Origin of the sequence: Paenibacillus hunanensis (assembly GCF_014645615.1) — a bacterium.
Lineage (GTDB): Bacteria > Bacillota > Bacilli > Paenibacillales > Paenibacillaceae > Saccharibacillus > Saccharibacillus hunanensis.
The window spans coordinates 656,618-676,535 of sequence record NZ_BMMB01000002.1; the positions used below are offsets into that span (position 1 = coordinate 656,618).

The following is a 19,918-nucleotide window of genomic DNA, read 5'->3' on the forward strand; positions in this document are numbered from 1 at the left end:
TATGAACCATCCTGACCTATCACTTTCAGGCTCCAAATAAATAATCACTTGATGGAAACGAGCATTTTGATTGCTGATGCCATTAGGTCTTGATTTAAGGCAAGCACATATGTAAGAGTTCTATGCACTTGAACGATGGAGTATACATACTTATAAGTACATAGATACGCACATAACGGAGGGAAGGAAATAAGGGGAACGGACGGACTTTTGAGCGCGGGAATCTACATTTCACTCCTACTCCGTAGATTCCTGTGCGAGACGGGAGTCCGTCCCCTTATTCCTTCCCGGAGTGGTGTCCATCCCATCACGATATCAACTAAAAAAAGCATTCCAAAGCAATTTAGCCTCATTTTCAAGCAAGAATAACACTACAATTAGCTCATAATGCTGCATATAAAAATCAGCATGTGTTCATACACTTCATAGTTCAAATAACAAAGCCGCTGAATCGATGAGGATTCGGCGGCTTTTAAGGTGGAAAATATTGTAGCTAATACGCAGATCATTTTAGATGTTCGATATGCAGTCTACTTACGACATATCGTCAGACATCGGCTCCAGAATAAGCGGTAAGGTCACTTTAACCTTGGTGCCCTGGCCTTTTTTGCTGGAGATGCTTACGCCGTATTGCTCGCCGTAGAGTAAGGTGATGCGGTTATGAACGTTTTGGACGCCGATGCCGGTGAACAGCTGGCGTTTGCTTTTTGGATTCGGTAGGCGGCTGCCCTCGGCGGAATCGGAGAAACCGTCCATGCCGTCTCCGTTATCGACGACCTCGCAGACGAGCATGTCATCCTGGCGAGATACCATGATGTAGATGACGCCAGCGCCTTTTTCGTTAAAGGCGTGGAAGAAGGCATTCTCGATAAATGGCTGAATGATCAGCTTGGGTACGTGATAGTCCATGCAATCGGGCGAGACAAAGTAGTTCACCTGCACTTTGCCGCCATACCGAACATGGTTGATAAACACGTAGTTTTTCATATTTTCTAATTCCTGCTCGATTGTGATCGTCTCGCTGACGTTGCTGATCGTATTTTGCAGCAGAGAGATCAGTGCATTGATCGTCTCGGCAGCGGTTTCCTTATTGCCCTTTTGCACGAGCATTTTGATCGATGCGAGCGTATTGTACAGGAAATGCGGATTGATCTGTCGCTGGAGCGCGGCAAGCTCGGCGTTACGCTGCTCCTTTTGCGTTTCGAGTAGACGGGCGATATAATCGTTCAGCTCGTCCAGCATATAGTTAAAGGCACGGCTCAGCTCCTGCACCTCATAGCTGCCCGTCACATTTACATAGTTGCCAAAGTCCTTTTCGGTAATGGTGGACATTTGCCGTACGAGACGGGTGAGCGACTGGGTCAAGCGACGGGAAATGAGGAACACGGTCAGCAGGGCTGCGGCGACGATAGCGATACAGATGAGCGCAATATCGCGCACATTAATGATCTGCCCGACCGCATACTGGCGATCGATCAGATTGACGAGGTAGAAGTCATACTCTGGAATATAGTTCGATAAAATAATATGATTTTTGCCCATCACATCGGCATTTTTATAGCTCATCTGCTGCTCCTGCATCTCGGTAACGTCCTTGAGCAGCTGCGGCGAGAAGGTGCCGATCAGCTTGTCCTGATTGGATGAGACGATACGTCCATTGGAATCGAGAATAAGCACATCATTGCCTGTACTCGTAAAATTGCTATAAAAACGCTTGAACTGATCCTCGCGAATCGCAACATAGATCGTGCCATATAGAAAGTCGCTCGTGCGCTCCATTAAGGCTTTGGAGGCGATAATGTAGTTCTCCTTGCCATCCTTGGCTGTCTCTTCATCATATTGATACATCAGGCGGCGTGGCTGATCGACGGTATGCTTCGTAATCATACTATCTGCCAGATCGCTCGTGTCTACTGGCCAGTACGACCAGTCGGACGTATAGCTACGCCCATTGACCCCAACCATAGTCACCCCGACATCATAGGCATCCACATTCGACTTGATCTGCTTCATCTGCTGACCCATGCTAAAATAGGTCGCTCCTGCGCTGATCGAATCGCCATCTCCACCTGCCAGATAATTTTTTACGGTGCCATTTTGAGACGCATGGCTGACCGCATTCACGATCGAATCATTGAGCGATTCCATGCTCGTCTTGATCTGATTCAGCACCTTAGAGTTCGTAATGCTGAACGTTTCGGTAAATAAACGCTCGGACATCCGAATCGTTACCAGTGACGTTAACAGACAGACGGCGATAATACTGACGACCATCACGATAAACAGCTTAAAAAATAGACCCTGCTGCTCAAAACGTTGCATATAGGCTTTGATCTTCATGCTTGCTCACACTCATTTTTTGGTGATTTGGCTGCTTTAGCGTGCATGCTGACGCCGATACTGACTTGGTGACAGCCCTGTCCATTTTTTGAATACCTTCGTAAAGTAGCTGTGATCGGAATAGCCGACACGGTCACTAATCTCCGAGATCGAATAGCGGTCATCCTTGAGCATCTCGGCTGCCTTTTGCACTCGAATTTTGTTCAAATGCTCGCTGAAGCCTTCCTTATTATGCGTCGTAAAATAACTCGACAAATACGACGGGTTAAAGTGAAAATGCTGTCCAAGCCCGGTCAGGCTCAGCGGCTCCGCATAATGCTCCTCGATATATTCCAGCAGCATCTTCATATTGGTCGTGCCCTGACTCTGCCCGGAGCGCTCGGCAATGCGTGCATCGACCTTTTGCAAAAAGCTGTTCAGTAATGCAGTCGTCTGGCGTACATCCAGTGCATCGTTAATTTCGCGGAAATAGTCATACTTTTCCTCGTCAAGCTGACGTACATCATAGTCCTGATTACCAAGCAATGTAATAATATTAAAAATAATATTCCCTAAAAACGACTTGAGCTCAAATGGAGTCGCAAGATAGTTCGCCGACAACGTCTGCACATACTCACGCAGTGCCGCAAAAGCAGTATTAAAGTTATCCCGGCGCAGCTCCTCGGTAAATTCCTTCAGATTAAATGAACCGCGTACCTCAGCCGGAGCAGGTAGCTCTGATCCGATTATGAGCGCATGATCTGGAAAATAAAATCGATAATCGAGTAGCTTGAGCAGCTGCTGATACACCTCGCCGATCTGCTCCATCTGGTCAAAGCGCTCACTGAGCGCCCAGGCAAGCTGCGCGGTGTTCGTCTCACGTAGCATATGCTGGGCGAGCTGGCGCAGCAATTCAACCGTTTCATCATAATGAATTGTGCTCAAATTAAGCACGAAAACAACGATCTGCGGGTCTGCCGCAACCGGACGAAAGGCGAGCGGAAGCCCCGCTTGCTCCAGCACCTCGGCTAATCGGGCGCTCGTCGTAGCGATATGACTGCTCTTTTGCTGGATTAGCTGTTCGCCACCACCGAGACTGGATAGACGCGGCTGCACGCCCACCAGATAAAAGGATGGATACGGAAAATGCTCCTTTAACAGCGCAGGCTCCGCATCGGCTTCAAAGCCAGCGATCCACTTTTCCAATATATGATCGACGGTAATCTGCTCGCTGCCTGTTTCTTCATCATATTGAATGGCAGGAATACGACGGGCTGTATTTTGTAATACCTGTAGCAGCTCCTGCGTTTCGAGCTTTGGCTTTAAAATGTAGTCAGCGACCCCATTCTGGAACGTCGAGCGCACATAGTTAAATTCTCCATAGCTGCTTAATACGATAATCTCAATCTCAGGATAGCTCTGCTTTAAGATGCGAGTGAATTCCTCTCCATCCATAACAGGCATCACGATATCGGTAATGACAATATGTGGACGTAGCTCTGCGATTAATTCCAGCGCCTCGCGTCCATTGGAAGCCTCGCCGACAATCTGAAAGCCATACTGCTCCCAGACAAGGTAATGCTTGATGCCCTGGCGCACGAGTACTTCATCGTCTACGATTAATATTTTGCATAATTCTTTCATCAGGACACTCCCTATAGGACTGGATGTTACGCTTGAAGTCATCTTAACAACAGCAGGTTTGCATTATATAGGACGAATCGTGAATATGGCGTTTTAAGAAGTTATGGCTGATAACGTTTTCATAAAAAGCTAGACGGCTTGTCTAATTTTGTCTTATTATGGTATCACAAAAATGGTACCAGCGGCACAAAATGTTTTACTGTATTAAAGACATTTTAACTAGATATTACCTATAAATAAACGAATATGGAAGCGACAACGCAGCTTGATAAGCATAACAGCGGATACCGTTCATCCGCGTCTGCGTTGAATGGTATCCGCTGAAAAAGGATATATAATCCGGCTTTATTCATTATGCCGTGTATGTTACTTTGCTCTTTGAGAAGAAGAACCTATGACGTACATGCTTGTCGCTCTAACATGATGATCACTAGATCGCTAATGCTCTACATCATTACCTGCTTATTTGCTGCGATCCAGTGCCATCCGTGCTGCCAGACCTGTTAGTACACTCGCCATTAGCCAGCGCTGCCATTTGAGCCAGAGCGGACGCGCTCCAAGCCATGCGGCGATCTGACTTGCTGTAAGCACAATAAGCAGATTGATCAGAAAGCTAATACTGATCTGGATGAAGCCCAGCTCCATACTTTGCAGTAATACCGAGCCGCGCGCTGGATCAATGAATTGTGGCAGTAAGGAAATGTACAGCACCGCTGCCTTCGGATTCAGCAGATTCGTCATAAAGCCCATGATCAGTAATTTGCGCGGTGAATCGATCGAGAGTGGCTTCGGCTCCAGCGGCGATGCCTGCCCCGGACGAATCGACTTCCATGCCAGCCATACCAGATAGCCAGCTCCCAGCCAGCGAATGCACTCATATACGAACGGAACTGCATGAAATAGTGCCGACAAGCCCAGCATGGTGGCGATAATATAGACGGTAAAAGCCAGCATAATTCCCAGCAAGGAGGTCACGCCTGCCACCCTTCCCTGTGTAATCGAGCGAGATAGCAAATAAATCATATTCGGCCCCGGTGCACACACCATACCGAGCGCGACCAGTGCGAAGCCGATCATCGTTGTTAGATCCAGCATCAAATTGCCTCCTCTATCGTTAATGTTCCATTCATTATACATAGATTCCGTACATCCACTTCATCATAGCTACCATCTGTTCTGTGCATTATACATCAAAATGAATATTTATTCATCAATCCACATAAAAACAGTATAAAAAATCAGCTTCTATGCGCCAGAATATATCGCGTCAGAAGCTGATTGTATGGAATTTATTTTTTTGTACAGGAGACTGCAAAAGAAAAGCATTCATTTATCGATCCAGCTAGCGTCCATTCAAGAAGACATCCTCATAAAAGGCGAACTGTGCTTTTCCCGCACGCTTCGCTTCATACAATGCCGCATCTGCATGACGGATCAGATCAGCTGTACTGATCGAATCGTTAGGATAAATGGAAATACCAATCGATGAGCTCGTGACCATACAGGCTTTCCCCAGCTGCCACGGCTGCTGTAGCGTGTGACATACGTTCTCCGCCATCCAGGCAATCTGATTGCGATCGGTCATAATCGGTAACACCACCACAAATTCATCGCCACCGATGCGAGCAATCGTATCCACCGGGCCAAGCTCGTTGGTGATGCGCTCGACCATCTGAATCAATAGCTGGTCACCCTGTTCATGCCCTAACGTATCATTCACCTGCTTGAAATGGTCTACATCCAGATACAACACACCCACCATCGTGTTATGCTGACAAGCGGTCTTAATATCCTGCTCTAGCTGCTTCATCAGATAACGACGATTCGGCACGCCGGTGAGCGGGTCCATATACGCGAGTGAGTTCAATTGCTGCTCATGTATTTTACGTTCGCTAATGTCTCTGCCAACCACAAGCACATATTCTTCCCCATTATCGTGACTCACACGAGACATATTCATTTCAAACCAGATGTAATGCCCTTGCATATGACGATAGCGGCATTCCACCTTCGCCTGCATCAGCTCACCCTCAAACATAGCTTCAAAAGCGCTGGAAAAACGAGGGACATCTTCAGGATGCAGAGTCGTAAAACGTGGCTGCGTCATCACCAGCTCAATATCATAGCCAAGCACCGTTGCTAACGAAGGGGATAAATAATCAATTTTCCGATCCATCGTAAAAATAGTTATAATATCGGTCATATTCTCCGCGATAAATCGAAACCGCTCCTGGCTCTCGTACAACTTCTTTTCCGTGATACGACGATTCATAATATTGCGGCTCACCGACATCATACGTTCCCGATTGCCCTGCTTATCGAAGGTCGGTGTCTTGATAATCTCCCATATATCCTCGCTACCACCATATTCCTCAAATGACTTCTCAATCACCAGCGTAGCTGCCTTATTCCAGGCTTGCTCATCCGTCATATGATTATATTCCAAAATATCACGCAATATCGGATAACGCTCCCCAATCTCTCGATCCGTTCTATATTTATATTGTGTTTCATCTAATTGCATAATCTCTCTCACTGATCGATTACACATCAACCAGCGCCCTTCTCCATCCTTGAGCACGATCAGCTCAGGGATCATATCAATCAAAAAGCGAAGCTCTGCTTCACTGTCATACTTCGTCAAAAAATCACTGGAGAATTCCATTCCAATTCTCCTTTCCGCAAAATAAGTGCAACCTCGTTGCATACATAACCAACGTATCCTACGCGCTAAAAAAGAAGTCGATACGACAATAACTTGTGTGTTTTATTATCGGTAAATGAACGCGTGCTTTAGAGCATTTTCCAGTAAATAAGCCTATATTCCTAGTGAGATATATGTAATGACAAGATTCATACGGTCTGCAAATGATATAATAAGGAGATATCAAAAGTTGAACTGATGCAGGAGATGGATATCTATGAATTCAAATGCCTCCCAACCGGCAGAGCTGAGTGTAGCCGTCTGGCAACAGCAGATTCGTGAAGCGCTGATTACGATTGAAACGAGTATCCGCAATGTCGCTTATACCGAGCAGGCGCTGGAGATTGCTTTGCAGCTGCAACCAGCGGCGCTATCTGCGGCTTCACGCCAGTTTTATCAGCTGCTGGCGGAGCTGACGATCTACAGCAAGGTGATGCTGCCGATGCACAAAACGACCGGCACCTCACCGTTATCGCTCGGTTATCATACCCGTCTGGCAGCAGGCGAGGTGCAGGGCCGCATCGATCAGCTATTAAGCAAACCTCTACCGACACTGACGATGGATATCGAGCGTAAGCAATGGACGGAGCTACTAGCTGTACTACGCGGCGATATGCTTGCTGAGGTGCGGGATACGTATACATTATTGAATAGCTATTATTTGTTCTGGCGATACTGGGGATGTCTGTTACCGGATGGTACACAGCGATTAGAGCGTGAGCAACGCATACTGGATGAGATTGTTGCCGAAGCCGCCGAGCGGGACAAACAGCCGCTCCCCGGATCATCACATGCACGCTTTGCTCATCATTCGCTCCTGCTGGCGCAGAGTTATATTCACTTTTCGCTGGCACAGGATGAGCAGTCCCTGCATTATATTCAGGAAGCGGCGGCGCGGCATGACTTTTATCCAGAACGCTTGCCGGACGTGACGAGTGAGCTGGCGGCGAATGAGCAATGGACACGCCTTGTCTGGTGGCTGGCGGCACTGGCGCCCATCCTGCGCAGACAGTATTCAGAGCTACAATCGTATGCAGATCACTGGGATGCAGCGGTTCGCCAGCTCCCGGAAGAAGAGCCGCAGATGTGGAGTGCTTTGGAAAGTCTATTGCCGCTGGGCGGACGCATGTATGAAGAAAAGCTACTTGCGTATGGCAAATACGAACGCTGGATGGATTACCAGCTATCCTCTGGACGTGATCCAGCTAACTATAAGGTGACCGAGTTAAAGCCTGTCGAGACAGGCGCTCCACAGCTGCTGTTGCCCTTTTACCATCAGGCAGTAGAGCGTCATATGTCACACAAAAATCGCGATGGCTACAAGGCAGCCGTCAAGCTACTCAAGCGGCTAGCCAAGCTATATGCGCGGCTCAAGCAGGATGAGCGCTGGCAGCAGTATATCGAGCAATTTGCAGCGCGGAACAGTCGATTGCGTGCATTGCAGGAAGAATTGCGGAAAGGAAAGCTAATTCCATGAGTCATCATTTACAACATATCAGTGTACGCGTTGGCTTGAGTGAATATGGGGATGCACTCATCTATGGCACCAAGGAAGCGTATGGGCTTGTACCCGCGATGTATCTAAAGCAACTGCTATTTGCCTGGCATGAGCCATCCTTTTATGGGACAGAGCTACAGATCGAGCAGACACCGGAGGTCGAGCTGATCGTGCTGCCTGCCGAGCAGGTGATTCCCTTTTTTGCCGAGGCAGAGCTACTTCATCATGTGCGCTGGAGCTGGGAAGAAGAAGCAGCCACCCTACGCCTGCTTGCCCCTGCACTGCTCGCCTGCCTGAATGATAAAAAGTACCTGCCTTCACTGGCAGCCTATCGCCGTGGACGATTGCAATGGAAATGGGATGCAGAGCAATTGCTGCGAGCCGTGCCGCGTGCACAGCGTCAGGCACTGCAAAGCGCACTGAAAAACGATGTCACACCTGAAATGCTGGCTGGATTGCAGGCAGCCTTCTCTGCATCTGTATCAGAGCGATACTATAATTCGGAGGCGGAAAATGCGGATTTGCGGCGCGAGTTCCCAGCTTTATTTGACCGTAATAACAGCACGGCTGGACTGGACGAATCGACCTGGCTGATCACGATCGGATGGAAAAGTGATACCGCCCCATTCCGTCCTGCACTTCAGCTACTGGAGCCAGAGGATACGAATAGCGGCTGGCGGCTACGACTCGTGCTTCAGGATAAGCAGGACGAGACGCATCTGGTGCCGGTACAGCTACGGCTGGATGGATTGGCGCGTGGGGATTGGCCGACGGGCTGGGAAGCGCCTGTACAGGATCGCTCTGCCAACTGGCGTGAGCAGCTACGGGCGGTGCTACCAATTCAGCAATTCGGCACCGATGACGACATGATCGGACGCAGCCTGAGCAATGAGCAGGCATGGCGCTTCTTATCCCAATACAGTAACCGGCTATTACAGGCTGGATGGCTTGTCCTGTTACCTGCATGGTGGGAAACGGCACGCCGCAAGCGACCAAAGCTCAAGGCAAAGCTAAGCGAGGACGAAGACAAGCGTACCGGCAAATCCTTCTTCGGATTGGATGCGCTGATCGACTTCGACTGGCGTGTGGCGATTGGCGAGACGGAGCTAACCGAGGATGAGTTCCTTGAGCTTGCGGAAAAGCAGGAGCGGCTAGCGCTATTCCGTGGACAATGGATTGTGCTTGATCCTGAGCTACTCGAACAGATTCGGCGCGCGATGAGCGGTATTGATCGGCGCCGTGGTCTATCGTTTCAGGATGTATTACAGCTGCATCTGATGCGTCAGGGCAAGTCGGCTGGCGTGGAGGAAGCAGAAGCTGAGGACGAAGAGCTACTGGAAATGCAGCGCATCGAGATCGAGGTCGAGCTGAATGCACAGCTGGATGAGCTGATTCGCCAGATTAGTCAGCAAAATGAATTACCACTCATCCCTATACCGGACGGATTACAGGCACAGCTACGCCCGTATCAGCAGGAAGGCTTCTCCTGGCTTAGCTTCCTGCGGCGCTTCGGTCTGGGTGCATGTCTTGCCGACGATATGGGTCTTGGTAAAACGATTCAGCTGATCACTTATCTACTGCATATCCGTGAGGATGCCGCTCGTATGAAACAGCTGGAAATCACACATGCGGATACGATAGCCGCGCGACAGGCAGAGGTGCAGAACGATCCGTCTGCGATGTCAGATGCTGATCGATCCAGCGCTCAGCAATACGGCAAGGATATAGAAGATCAGTATACACCTACCTCCCTTGTCGTCTGTCCAACATCGGTACTTGGTAACTGGCAAAAGGAGATCGCACGCTTTGCTCCTTCGCTGCGTGTTGCCCTACATTATGGCAGCAAGCGCACGAGCGGTGATGACTTCCAGCGATTAGTGGAGCAGCATGATGTGATTCTCACTTCGTATGCCACCGCATCGCTTGATCAGGAGCTCCTTCAAACGATCACCTGGGCAACGGTCTGTCTGGACGAGGCGCAAAATATTAAAAACGCACAAACCCGTCAATCGCAGACGGTACGAAGTCTCCATGCACTGCACCGTGTCGCACTAACCGGGACACCGATTGAAAACCGACTGGCCGAGCTGTGGTCGATCTATGACTTTATCACCCCCGGCTATCTGGGCGGGATGAAGGGATTTCAGGATCGATTTGCAACACCGATCGAGAAGGAGCAGGATGAGGAGCGAACATTGGAGCTACAGCGCATGGTCAAGCCATTCATGCTGCGCCGTACGAAAAAAGACCCGAATATCCAGCTCAATCTGCCGGAGAAAAATGAGATGAAAACGTATCTGAACCTGACCCCGGAGCAAGGCGCAATGTACGATCAGGCGGTCAATCAGCTGATGCAGCAGGTGAATCAGCTACAGGGCATGAAGCGCAAGGGCGCGATTCTGTCTGCACTCACTCAGCTCAAGCTGATCTGCGATCATCCCGATCTGGTGCATATGCCACAGACGCTGGAGGAAGGGCAGGATCAGGAGCCAGAAGAGTTAAGTATGGAAAATGATGCACTGATCAATCGCTCTGCCAAGCTGGAGCGGCTTCTGGAAATGGTACGCGAGCTACGTGAGGAAGGCGAGAAATGTCTGATTTTCACCCAGTATATCGGAATGGGGCAGATGATTCAGCGCATATTAAGCGAGGAGCTGAATGAACCGGTGCTGTACCTGAACGGCAGCACCTCCAAAACCGCCCGTGACCGTATGATTGAGCAGTTCCAGGCACCCGGCGAGCCGAATATATTCATCCTGTCACTCAAGGCAGGCGGTGTCGGCTTGAACCTGACCGCAGCAAGCCATGTATTCCACGTCGATCGCTGGTGGAATCCTGCCGTCGAGAATCAGGCGACCGACCGAGCCTATCGGATGGGTCAGAAGCGTAACGTGCAGGTGCATAAGTTTATCTCACTTGGCACACTGGAGGAACGAATCGATGAGATGCTAGAAAGCAAACAGCAGCTCAGCAATAACATCATCGCTACGTCCGAGGGCTGGATTACGGAGCTGTCGAATGATGAGCTACAGAGCTTGTTTAGCCTGCGGCGTGAATTTAGCGAAGTATAAGGTTAGAAAGGCTATACAGGCTGTGACATGAATTTAGCGAAGCATGAGGCTCGAAGAGCTTGTAGAGGCTGATCAAGGCTGAATCGATCGTATCATGTCAGGCAAGTTGGTCTGTGAAAGGTTGATTGGTTTTATGGATTGAGTGGTTTTGTGGATTGATTAGTTCTATAGGTCGATCCGTTTTAGATGTTGCGCAGCTTGAATAGACGATAAAGATCGTTAACCGATATCGCTAGCTTGAACAGCATGAATTCGCTGGACAAGAAGCGAATATACAACGCACCGATTCGCTTCATCTGTATAAATATTTGTTCCATTAGGGGCTGCCCGAGTGGTTGGCTGGATACGTTAGTATTCCGGTGAATTACTCGGGTTTATTTTTGATTTTATTTGTATGACAGAGAGCTACGGAGAATCAGGCTGATCAAGTAGCTGATGAATAGGATGGATTCGCGGCTGTGCTCATGGTTGTGTTGATAAGATACGTGTTTATGTGATGATATCAAATTTTAATTTACAAACCGATGGTCTGTTTTTATAATATGCTTATCAACTAGCAAATGATTTCTCGTAAGAATCTCTCATCCAGCGCAACAAAGTACGATTCGATTGTGCAGTATAGCTGAGTTTACCTCTTTTAGAGCAGTATGGCTGACCTCTTTTAGATAGGTATGGATGCTTGAAACGATTAGATAAACGCAATTAGCTGTTTGAATAAGACAACTCTATTTCACAGCTTATAGCCACTCTGTGATGGATGCGATTATTGGGTAAGCAAGCTTGCTAGTCTGCCATGAAAATTTCAGGAGGTTATACGATGAAGAACGAGGAACGCCGCCAGCTATCCCAGCAAAAGCTACTCCAGGCAGCGCGTGAGCTATTGCGAGAGAACAATGTACATGCCATCACCATGAACGATCTGATGGAGCGCTCGGGATTGTCCAAAGGAGCGATTTTCCACTACGTTCGCAGTCGCGATGAAATCTTCATCTGGCTACTCAATGAGCGGCTGGAATCCGTCGATGCGGAGTTTGAGCATGAAGTCGAGCAGCAGCAGGAGCCAGACTTTTATCGACCGATGGATGCGATTATCAAGCGCATGATGGAGCTGACCGATCCGCAGGAGATGACGAATCGAGTCTTTTTATATTTGCTTGGTAAGGAGGAGGATCCGCTCATTCGGCAAGCATTACAGGACTTTCAGCGGCAATCGGTTCAGTATGCAGAGCACTGGATTGTACGTGGACAGGAACGAGGTGTCATTCCTGCTACGGTCGATGCAAGGTTCGTGGCCGAGTATTTCACCCTTATTCAGTTTGGATTGCGGGTGAGTCATTCCTTTGCCGATACGCCGCATGAATCGCGGCTGCATATGTCTCAGCTACGCGAGCATATGATTCGTTCGCTGCTGGGTATGTCGTCCGAGCCTTTGTAGCGTGAATCTTAGCATAACGATTGGGAAGGAGACTGCTGTATGATTTCTCTTATTGTATTAACGATTGCTTTTGTCGTGCTACGAATGATCGGCTGGGCAGGTGTGGAACCACTTAATCACTGGCACCCGTGTCTGCAAATCGCTCTGGCAATCATGCTTCTGATCACCGCCTCTGCACACTGGGGTAAACGTCGGGCAGAAATGATCCGTATGGTGCCACCCTTTTTCTCTCATCCTGCTATGCTGGTCAGTCTGACGGGCATACTGGAAATCATGGGTGCGATCGGTCTGGTTATTCCCTTTACCGTGATCAACGGCATCGCGGCAATTGGGCTATTTCTGCTCATGCTGGCGCTATTCCCTGCTAATGTGCATGCTGCCAGACAGCATTTAACACTCGGTGGTCGTCCGGTAACGCCACTACCATTACGTACAGCGATGCAGTTGCTCTATCTGGTGCTGATCATACTGGCTTCCCCGTGGTTTGCTTGATGGATTCGATTCTAATCAATACATTTTATCCGCGACTTAGCATTAGCATCCCTCACCACTCGATAATCACGACAAAAAGCCGCTGTCAGCGAACAGCGGTTGATTGACGAATGATCAGCTCTGGACAAATACACACACCTGGCACAGGCTGATCAGGCTCATTAATTTTACGTAGCATCTGCTGGACGGCTGCACGAGCAATCTCATCTGCGGGCTGACGAATGGTCGTGAGTAGAGGATGCAGCTTGGCAGCGATCACCTGATCATCATAGCCGATTACGGAAATATCGCGTGGTACAGACAAACCTGCTTCCAGTAATGCATTGATAAAGCCCAGCGCAATATAATCGTCTCCAGCAAATATAGCCTCAGGAAGCGTATCTGCTTCTAACCAGCGCCGAGCAGTCGCATAGCCAAATCCAATACTATATTCGCCCTGCTCGATCATTATCGGCTCAAGCCCCTCTTCCTGCAAAGCCTGCACAAAGCCCCGTCTGCGCTCAACGGTACTCCGATACAGCTCTTCTCCGCACAGATGCGCGATACGCTGATGCCCCTGCTCTAGCAAATGTCGTCCTGCCACATAGCCACCACGATAGTTATCAATCTGCACTGCTTCCTCATTATGCGCAGGCTGCTGATTATCAATCAGCACATACGGAATATGGCGTGCTCGCAGCTCACGGACAAAGTCTTCTTCCTCCACCGGTGATAGCAGAATCAACCCATCCAGACGATCCTCCTGAATCATATAATGCTGACCGCTATGATCCAGCCCTCGCGAGACGGAGATCGCCAGATAGTAGCCCTCAGCAGCTAGCAGATCGTTGATCTCTTTGGCGACCGAATCAAAAAAAGAATCCTGTAGCGTTGTCACGATCAAGCCAATCGTTCCCGTTCGTCCTCTTGCCAGCGAACGCGCTGCTGCACTGGGACGATAATCCAGCTCGCGGATCGCTTCCAGCACCTTTAGCCGATTTTTCTCACGTACGGTCTGTGCACCGTTCAGCACACGCGATACGGTCACGACCGATAGCCCGGATCGCTTGGCGACATCGAAAATGCTAGTTTTCATTCGCTACGCTCCTATCTATCATCGTGTCCAGTAGTTGCTCGTAACGCTGCTGCATCAGTGGCTCAAGCGGCTCGGGCCAGCTCGGTAGCTCTGCGCGTATCCGCTCCACTGTGGTCTGCTGACGAGTCCAGCCATTCAGCCTTGCCGCCAGTGTGGTGTCCAGTGCTTTAACATCCCAATCCGATACGGTCGCTTCATATAGCTCAACCAGCTGCTCCAGCACATCAGGCTGACGCTGTAAATAATACTTCTGATGCCGCTCGTCCACCGGGTAAAAGGTCATATCCAGACGAATGATCGTTTCCTTACGCGCCTCGTCTGCCTGCTGTAGCTGCTGTGCCACCTGCAATTGCCGTTCATTAGTACATAAAATGAGCGAGCGGTACCGTGGCTCTGCTCGATAGCCATTAATCGCAGCCGGACGGTGACGCTGCCAGAATTGCTCCAGCAGCTGCTCCAGTGGCAGCACGGCTTCATCATATACCACCTGTACCGTTTCCGAATGATCCGCTGGCTGACGGTAGCCTGGATCTTCACTCTGTCCACCGGCTAATCCAGCCGTCGTGCCGACCACACCCTCCATTGCGCCGATCCATGCTTCCGGTCCCCAGAAGCAGCCCATGCCGAGTCGGATCGTTTCATTGCCCATTCTGGACACCTCCTATTCCTTTTGTTGTAGCGATATGCGTAGCCATCAGGACAGCTTCAGCTCGACCATCACGCCAAAATGATCCGACACCACCGCACCATTACTGCCATTCAGCGCCACACGTGATCGTTCCACCTGTAGCTCCCGATTGCTATAAATATAATCAATCCGTAACGGATGCTCATTGCCTTCCCAGCCTGCGATCGATTTGGTTACGGTATGCCCTTTATCCTTATCGACAGCCAGCGTGTACGTATCCTTCCAGATGTGCTTCATCATATAGTCATAGCCTTCCTCACGAATCTCTGCCACATTGTTAAAGTCACCGAGAAACAGAATCGGCTCCTGCTGACACGGCGCAAGCAGCTCCTCCGCCCGATCCCATTGCGGACGAAACGGCTCGACCTCATCATTCCACCAGCCAAAATGTCCATTCGCTAGCCATACCGCCTGTCCTTCATGCTCTGTGCGTACAGCAAGCACCTTACGCGTCTTATAATGCTCATAGATTCGCTGCGTCGATACATGCCCCAATACCGCATCATTAAACGGTGCGCGCGACAGAATCGCCAGTCCTTCATCAAAACGACCACGTGCTGCCGAATGCACCGGCACCCATGTCCAGTGATAATTTTCTTGCAGACGTGATAGTAAAACATACGCATAATTATCCGCCCGAATGACGGCATCCGCATCCGCCGCAAAATAATGCCCCAGATGGGATGGCTCCAATGGCGGCTCTGCCGCGCGCTGATTGACCTCCTGCATGGCGATCACATCGAACTGCTCGTTATTAATAAAATCCGCCAGCTGTCCAATCTTCTCCAGCTGATTCTCTTCATGCCAGCCATGTACATTTAACGTCAATAATTTCATCGCTCTACTCCATCCTTCGTCTAGTTCAGCCTACCTGATCCTTACCTTTATTAACCGCAAAGCTTGACTGTACTGCATCGTAATCGCTCGACCTCACTGCCGAAACGCCTTACTTCCACTATACCATAGCTTCCAGATGACAAAACGGCACAACAAAAAATCCTGCCGGATCATGGAGATACCAGCAGGATGAGCATTCGTATGAGAAAGTGTACAACGTGGATTCAGATGACCGCACTATACTGACTACATGACTACATGCGATGCAGACAGGCTACAAATACGGACAGTTACTCCAGATTCCATCCTGCTCCTGCTTCCAGTAGCTTAACGCTGAATAGTCAGCACCTGCTGCTGCCCGGCGATAACGTCACCCAACTGCTCGGTAACACCCTTCACCGCATCCTGACCATCTGGCACGATGAATGGCGTGATCACAGGATAGCCTGCCGCTTGAATCTGAGCGATATCAAATTCGAGCAGCAATTGACCCTGCTTGATTTTATCACCTGTCGCCACATGAGCCGTAAAGCCTTCGCCCTTGAGTGATACCGTATCAACACCAACGTGAATCAGCACCTGAATGCCAGAGCTATGCTCGATCAGCATCGCATGCTTTGTTTTGAATAGCTGCGCGATCTTACCATCAAATGGTGCGTGTACTTTACCTTCGTGAGGTTCAATCGCAATACCCTGACCCATCAGCTTGTCAGCAAATGCGGGATCCGGCACGTTCGACAGATCGACCGCCTTACCTGTAATGGGAGCGAATGCCTCGATCGGGCCTGTTTTATCCTTTTTGAAAAATGACAGCATCTTCTCATCTCCTCCTGTATCATGAACGACCTGTCGCTGACTTACGATCCTGACAATCAGGTCATCCATACGCAGGGACGAAAGCGCCGACATACTACCAGTCCATTCATGTATCTATTCCGGTACATGACCGGATTTTGGGTTCTATGATACGTGGGTGTGCAAGCGGTTGTCAAATGTACGGAGTAAGCCAGTTAGTACCGCTCGTGTGAATTCAGTTCTGCCCGTGTGGATATCATTTTAGTGCTAATTAGCGCAAACTTTTTATCAAAATTAAAAAAAGATAACTCATTCATCATTCTACAGAGCATCTTTCTTCTTCAAAACCAATCCAATCACCAGATATCGACTTCAAAAAATCGTTTTTACGCTTTATTTTGTCGATTTTACAATTCTTTTATCCATAGTTAATTTCATTTTGGTAAAAAGATGGTATACTATATGTATACAGAAGGGACGGATTAGTATGTTATTTTCAACAGCACGAACGGACTCCACCTCTCAACCACCTGCGCGTGGATTAGCGATGTGGATCGATCTGTTCTGGGTATTTTTCAAAATTGGGCCAGCAACCTTTGGTGGCGGCTATGCGATGATTCCGATGATCGAGCGAGAGGTGGTAGAGCGGCGTGGGTGGATTGAGCAGGATGAAATGAATGATCTGCTCTCGGTAGCAGGCTCGGCTCCGGGTGGCGTAGGCGTGAATGCCTCGGCTTTTGTTGGGTACCGGATGGCGGGTGTAACAGGAGCCATCGCGGCTACACTTGGGATTACGTTGCCGACCTTTCTGATCGTGTTCGTATTAAGCTTATTTTACTCTCTATTCCATGATCAGCCCAAAGTACAGGCTGCTTTTCAGGGGATTAAAGGCGCGGTGATCGGATTGATCGCGGTTGCCGCCTATCGTATGGGCAAAAGCTCGCTGTTTGATCGTACAACGATGATCGTGGCGGCGGTAGCCCTCATGATTCTGTTATTAACTGGCTTGAATCCGATCTTCCTTATTTTATCCGGGCTGGTGATCGGTTTACTGATTATACGGGTGAAAAAAGCGCTCGGCTTACGTATCCGTACGGAAAAAGAACGCGGTTCTGGTAAGGACAACACGACGTATATCGAATACTACATTTAATTGGATATTTAGATGTAAATAAACGACATGATCAATACATGATCGACATCACGAAGAAGGTGCAATGATGCTATTATGGCAGCTATTTATTTCATTTTTAAAAATAGGCTTTGTCTCATTCGGCGGTGGTTATGCGGTCATTCCGCTTATTCAGCATGATTCCGAGCAATATGGCTGGATGGCGGCTGAGCCATTTCGTCAGACCGTCTCGCTTGCTGGAATGGCACCCGGCTCGATCGCGACCAACAGCGCTACACTCATCGGCTATCAGGTCGCTGGCATACCTGGTGCGGCGATGGCAACGCTTGGTATTGTGCTGCCCTCGCTTGTACTGGTGATCACCTTAGCTGGATTGTTTTATCGGCTCCATGGCAGTCAGGTGGTCAAATCGTCATTCTATGGTCTGCGTCCCATCGTAACCGGCTTGATCGCTTATGCGGCGATTCACTTCGGACTCGGTAGCGGCTGGTCGGCGCTGAGTGAGCTGACAACATGGCTGACGCTATTAATCGGTGCAGCCGTATTTGTAGCCATTGTACGCTACAAAGCCCATCCTCTGCTCGTAATTCTCGGCTCGGCAGTGATGGGCATTGTGTTATTTTGATCATTTTCATTTTAACGTTTATGCCTTCTCCTGCATGAGCATAACCGCTTCCAGCAACACATTTACGCCCTGTGCGCATTGCTCATATGGCGTAAATTCCTCCTCACAGTGACTTTTCCCACGCACGCTAGGCACGAATACCATCGCTGACGGTAAAAAGTCGGCTACAAACTGGGCATCATGTCCAGCACCACTCGCCATCGTACGATGCGAATAGCCAAGCGTCTTCACCGCCTGCTGCAAAACTCCGCATACATGGGTATCGAACCAGACGGTATTACGATTCCATAGCCGTGTAGCCTTTACCTCACAGCCTCCCTGCTGCTTCGGTAGCGCACCAATGATCTGCTCCACTTGATGCACGACATCTTCATCCTTGTGTCGTGCTTCGAGTGTGAACACAACTCGATTCGGAATGACCGTATGAATATTCGGGTACACATTCATCCGTCCCATCGTGTACACCAGCTCCTCGTCCAGCGGTGCGAGCTGTTCGCGTAACATCAGCATCAGATCATTCGCTGCGAATAGCGCATCCTGTCTCATCGACATCGGGGTCGTACCGGCATGATTGGAGTCACCCTGTACCTCAATCTCATAGCAGACCATCCCAACGACACAATCGACCAGCCCAATCGCCAGCTGCTCACTCTCCAGCACAGGCCCCTGCTCAATATGTAGCTCCAGATAAGCGGTCGCTTCACGAATGCGATGCTGCTGTTCCCCTGCATAGCCACTCGCATTCAGCGCATCACCGAATGTGATGCCGTCTGGATCGGTCTTTGCCAGCATCGTATCCCCATCAAAACGACCGGCGAGCACACCGGATGCCATCATCGATGGCTCAAACCGCGCACCTTCTTCATTCGTAAAATTCATCACCACAATCGGAATACGTGGCTGAATACCGTAATCCTTGAGTGTGCGTACAAGCTCAAGCCCGGCGAGCACACCGAGAATACCATCGAAACGCCCGCCTTTTTTGACGGTATCCATATGTGATCCGATCACAATCGGTGGTACATCCTCGGTGCCAGCATAGGTGGCGTACATACAGCCCAGATCGTCGACCGTCACCGTCATGCCCAGCTCCTCACAGCATTGGCGAAAATATCCGCGTACCGCGATATCTGGCTCACTCAGCGCCAGCCGGGTCACGCCATTGTTCTCTGTACGCCCATAATCAGCAAACGCCTCAATTGTCTGCTCCAGTCGGTCTACATTTACGAATAGCTGTTGCTGCTGCTTCATCGTCACCACTCCATTCGCCAGATTATGCATATTGTGTATTGGACACTCTTTGCCTATTCGCCGCTGTGACCGGGCATCCGATCACGGTATATCCCCATCGTGTAAAGTCTTATGCTGCTATGAACGGTTCATCATTTTGCTGTTTCTGCCTCAATTTCCATGCTCGATTGGAGCGTATAGCCTCTATACTAAAGCAATCCAGATAAATGTCATTTGACAAAATGTAATATTTCCTGTGTAAACCTTTTGAAATCAGGTGAAAAAAAGGCTCAGCTGTGCTATTCTAAAATATTAGTAGTGTGTAAATTTTGTCCCGTAAAAATCATGATTATTTTTCACCGGATTTACAATG

The 19,918-nt window shown here is 49.3% G+C and carries 16 protein-coding genes; 6 read left to right on the forward strand and 10 right to left on the reverse strand.

Annotation, left to right across the window (positions count from 1 at the left end; all coding sequences use genetic code 11):
• Nucleotides 1-534: 534 nt before the first annotated feature.
• The 4 genes from IEX62_RS06135 to IEX62_RS06150 all read right to left on the reverse strand — a co-directional run bounded on the left by IEX62_RS06135 (nucleotide 535) and on the right by IEX62_RS06150 (nucleotide 6,628).
• The gene (locus IEX62_RS06135; protein WP_188774615.1) at nucleotides 535-2,334 is read right to left on the reverse strand and encodes a sensor histidine kinase; all 1,800 of its coding nucleotides are present in this window, start codon (nucleotides 2,332-2,334) and stop codon (nucleotides 535-537) included.
• A gap of 42 nt (nucleotides 2,335-2,376) precedes the next feature.
• Nucleotides 2,377-3,963: a response regulator transcription factor gene (locus IEX62_RS06140; protein WP_188774514.1), complete on the reverse strand. Its 1,587-nt coding sequence runs from the start codon at nucleotides 3,961-3,963 to the stop codon at nucleotides 2,377-2,379.
• A 462-nt stretch (nucleotides 3,964-4,425) separates the two neighbouring features.
• Nucleotides 4,426-5,058, reverse strand: a complete 633-nt coding sequence (locus tag IEX62_RS06145) for a LysE family translocator (protein WP_188774515.1) — start codon at nucleotides 5,056-5,058, stop codon at nucleotides 4,426-4,428.
• 247 nt (nucleotides 5,059-5,305) lie between these two features.
• Nucleotides 5,306-6,628, reverse strand: coding sequence for a sensor domain-containing diguanylate cyclase (locus tag IEX62_RS06150; protein WP_188774516.1), 1,323 nt, complete (start codon nucleotides 6,626-6,628; stop codon nucleotides 5,306-5,308).
• Between the two features lie 256 nt (nucleotides 6,629-6,884).
• On the opposite strand from IEX62_RS06150, the gene IEX62_RS06155 reads away from it, so the two are divergent.
• A complete protein-coding gene (locus tag IEX62_RS06155) occupies nucleotides 6,885-8,144 on the forward strand; it encodes a hypothetical protein (RefSeq protein WP_188774517.1) in 1,260 nt (419 codons plus the stop codon).
• Nucleotides 8,141-11,236: a DEAD/DEAH box helicase gene (locus IEX62_RS06160; RefSeq protein WP_188774518.1), complete on the forward strand. Its 3,096-nt coding sequence runs from the start codon at nucleotides 8,141-8,143 to the stop codon at nucleotides 11,234-11,236. Before IEX62_RS06155 ends, IEX62_RS06160 begins: the two co-directional genes overlap by 4 nt.
• A 182-nt stretch (nucleotides 11,237-11,418) precedes the next feature.
• Here IEX62_RS06160 and IEX62_RS23930 read toward each other — a convergent pair whose 3' ends face one another.
• On the reverse strand, nucleotides 11,419-11,553 hold the full coding sequence (locus IEX62_RS23930) for a hypothetical protein (protein ID WP_268239795.1): 135 nt from the start codon (nucleotides 11,551-11,553) through the stop codon (nucleotides 11,419-11,421).
• Between the two features lie 500 nt (nucleotides 11,554-12,053).
• On the opposite strand from IEX62_RS23930, the gene IEX62_RS06165 reads away from it, so the two are divergent.
• The gene (locus IEX62_RS06165; RefSeq protein ID WP_188774519.1) at nucleotides 12,054-12,671 is read left to right on the forward strand and encodes a TetR/AcrR family transcriptional regulator; all 618 of its coding nucleotides are present in this window, start codon (nucleotides 12,054-12,056) and stop codon (nucleotides 12,669-12,671) included.
• A 39-nt stretch (nucleotides 12,672-12,710) separates the two neighbouring features.
• Nucleotides 12,711-13,163 carry a DoxX-related protein gene (locus IEX62_RS06170; RefSeq protein WP_188774520.1) on the forward strand — a complete coding sequence of 151 codons (453 nt, stop codon included), beginning with the start codon at nucleotides 12,711-12,713 and terminating at the stop codon, nucleotides 13,161-13,163.
• 85 nt (nucleotides 13,164-13,248) lie between these two features.
• Here IEX62_RS06170 and IEX62_RS06175 read toward each other — a convergent pair whose 3' ends face one another.
• The 4 genes from IEX62_RS06175 to IEX62_RS06190 form a co-directional block, all read right to left on the reverse strand.
• A complete protein-coding gene (locus IEX62_RS06175) occupies nucleotides 13,249-14,238 on the reverse strand; it encodes a LacI family DNA-binding transcriptional regulator (protein ID WP_188774521.1) in 990 nt (329 codons plus the stop codon).
• Complete coding sequence (locus IEX62_RS06180; protein WP_188774522.1) at nucleotides 14,228-14,887, reverse strand: peptide-methionine (S)-S-oxide reductase; 660 nt, start codon at nucleotides 14,885-14,887, stop codon at nucleotides 14,228-14,230. Before IEX62_RS06180 ends, IEX62_RS06175 begins: the two co-directional genes overlap by 11 nt.
• 45 nt (nucleotides 14,888-14,932) lie before the next feature.
• Nucleotides 14,933-15,763 carry an endonuclease/exonuclease/phosphatase family protein gene (locus IEX62_RS06185; RefSeq protein ID WP_188774523.1) on the reverse strand — a complete coding sequence of 277 codons (831 nt, stop codon included), beginning with the start codon at nucleotides 15,761-15,763 and terminating at the stop codon, nucleotides 14,933-14,935.
• A gap of 327 nt (nucleotides 15,764-16,090) precedes the next feature.
• Entirely contained in the window at nucleotides 16,091-16,579 is a 489-nt protein-coding gene (locus IEX62_RS06190; protein ID WP_188774524.1) for a PTS sugar transporter subunit IIA, read from the reverse strand.
• Nucleotides 16,580-17,045: 466 nt separating this feature from the next.
• On the opposite strand from IEX62_RS06190, the gene IEX62_RS06195 reads away from it, so the two are divergent.
• Both IEX62_RS06195 and IEX62_RS06200 read left to right on the forward strand, forming a co-directional pair.
• Nucleotides 17,046-17,711 (forward strand): chromate transporter, encoded by a 666-nt coding sequence (locus tag IEX62_RS06195; protein ID WP_229685636.1) that lies wholly within the window; start codon nucleotides 17,046-17,048, stop codon nucleotides 17,709-17,711.
• A 64-nt stretch (nucleotides 17,712-17,775) separates the two neighbouring features.
• Nucleotides 17,776-18,315 (forward strand): chromate transporter, encoded by a 540-nt coding sequence (locus IEX62_RS06200; RefSeq protein WP_308422631.1) that lies wholly within the window; start codon nucleotides 17,776-17,778, stop codon nucleotides 18,313-18,315.
• A gap of 18 nt (nucleotides 18,316-18,333) precedes the next feature.
• Here the strand turns inward: IEX62_RS06200 and IEX62_RS06205 are convergent, their stop codons facing one another.
• On the reverse strand, nucleotides 18,334-19,566 hold the full coding sequence (locus IEX62_RS06205) for a Zn-dependent hydrolase (protein WP_188774525.1): 1,233 nt from the start codon (nucleotides 19,564-19,566) through the stop codon (nucleotides 18,334-18,336).
• Between the last annotated feature and the right edge of the window lie 352 nt (nucleotides 19,567-19,918).

Coding starts and splice junctions, on each gene's coding strand:
- IEX62_RS06140 (WP_188774514.1), bottom strand. CDS start 3,963: ATGAAAGAATTATGCAAAATATTAATCGTAGACGATGAAGTACTCGTG.
- IEX62_RS06145 (WP_188774515.1), bottom strand. CDS start 5,058: ATGCTGGATCTAACAACGATGATCGGCTTCGCACTGGTCGCGCTCGGT.
- IEX62_RS06150 (WP_188774516.1), bottom strand. CDS start 6,628: ATGGAATTCTCCAGTGATTTTTTGACGAAGTATGACAGTGAAGCAGAG.
- IEX62_RS06155 (WP_188774517.1), top strand. CDS start 6,885: ATGAATTCAAATGCCTCCCAACCGGCAGAGCTGAGTGTAGCCGTCTGG.
- IEX62_RS06160 (WP_188774518.1), top strand. CDS start 8,141: ATGAGTCATCATTTACAACATATCAGTGTACGCGTTGGCTTGAGTGAA.
- IEX62_RS23930 (WP_268239795.1), bottom strand. CDS start 11,553: ATGGAACAAATATTTATACAGATGAAGCGAATCGGTGCGTTGTATATT.
- IEX62_RS06165 (WP_188774519.1), top strand. CDS start 12,054: ATGAAGAACGAGGAACGCCGCCAGCTATCCCAGCAAAAGCTACTCCAG.
- IEX62_RS06170 (WP_188774520.1), top strand. CDS start 12,711: ATGATTTCTCTTATTGTATTAACGATTGCTTTTGTCGTGCTACGAATG.
- IEX62_RS06175 (WP_188774521.1), bottom strand. CDS start 14,238: ATGAAAACTAGCATTTTCGATGTCGCCAAGCGATCCGGGCTATCGGTC.
- IEX62_RS06180 (WP_188774522.1), bottom strand. CDS start 14,887: ATGGGCAATGAAACGATCCGACTCGGCATGGGCTGCTTCTGGGGACCG.
- IEX62_RS06185 (WP_188774523.1), bottom strand. CDS start 15,763: ATGAAATTATTGACGTTAAATGTACATGGCTGGCATGAAGAGAATCAG.
- IEX62_RS06190 (WP_188774524.1), bottom strand. CDS start 16,579: ATGCTGTCATTTTTCAAAAAGGATAAAACAGGCCCGATCGAGGCATTC.
- IEX62_RS06195 (WP_229685636.1), top strand. CDS start 17,046: ATGTTATTTTCAACAGCACGAACGGACTCCACCTCTCAACCACCTGCG.
- IEX62_RS06200 (WP_308422631.1), top strand. CDS start 17,776: ATGATGCTATTATGGCAGCTATTTATTTCATTTTTAAAAATAGGCTTT.
- IEX62_RS06205 (WP_188774525.1), bottom strand. CDS start 19,566: ATGAAGCAGCAGCAACAGCTATTCGTAAATGTAGACCGACTGGAGCAG.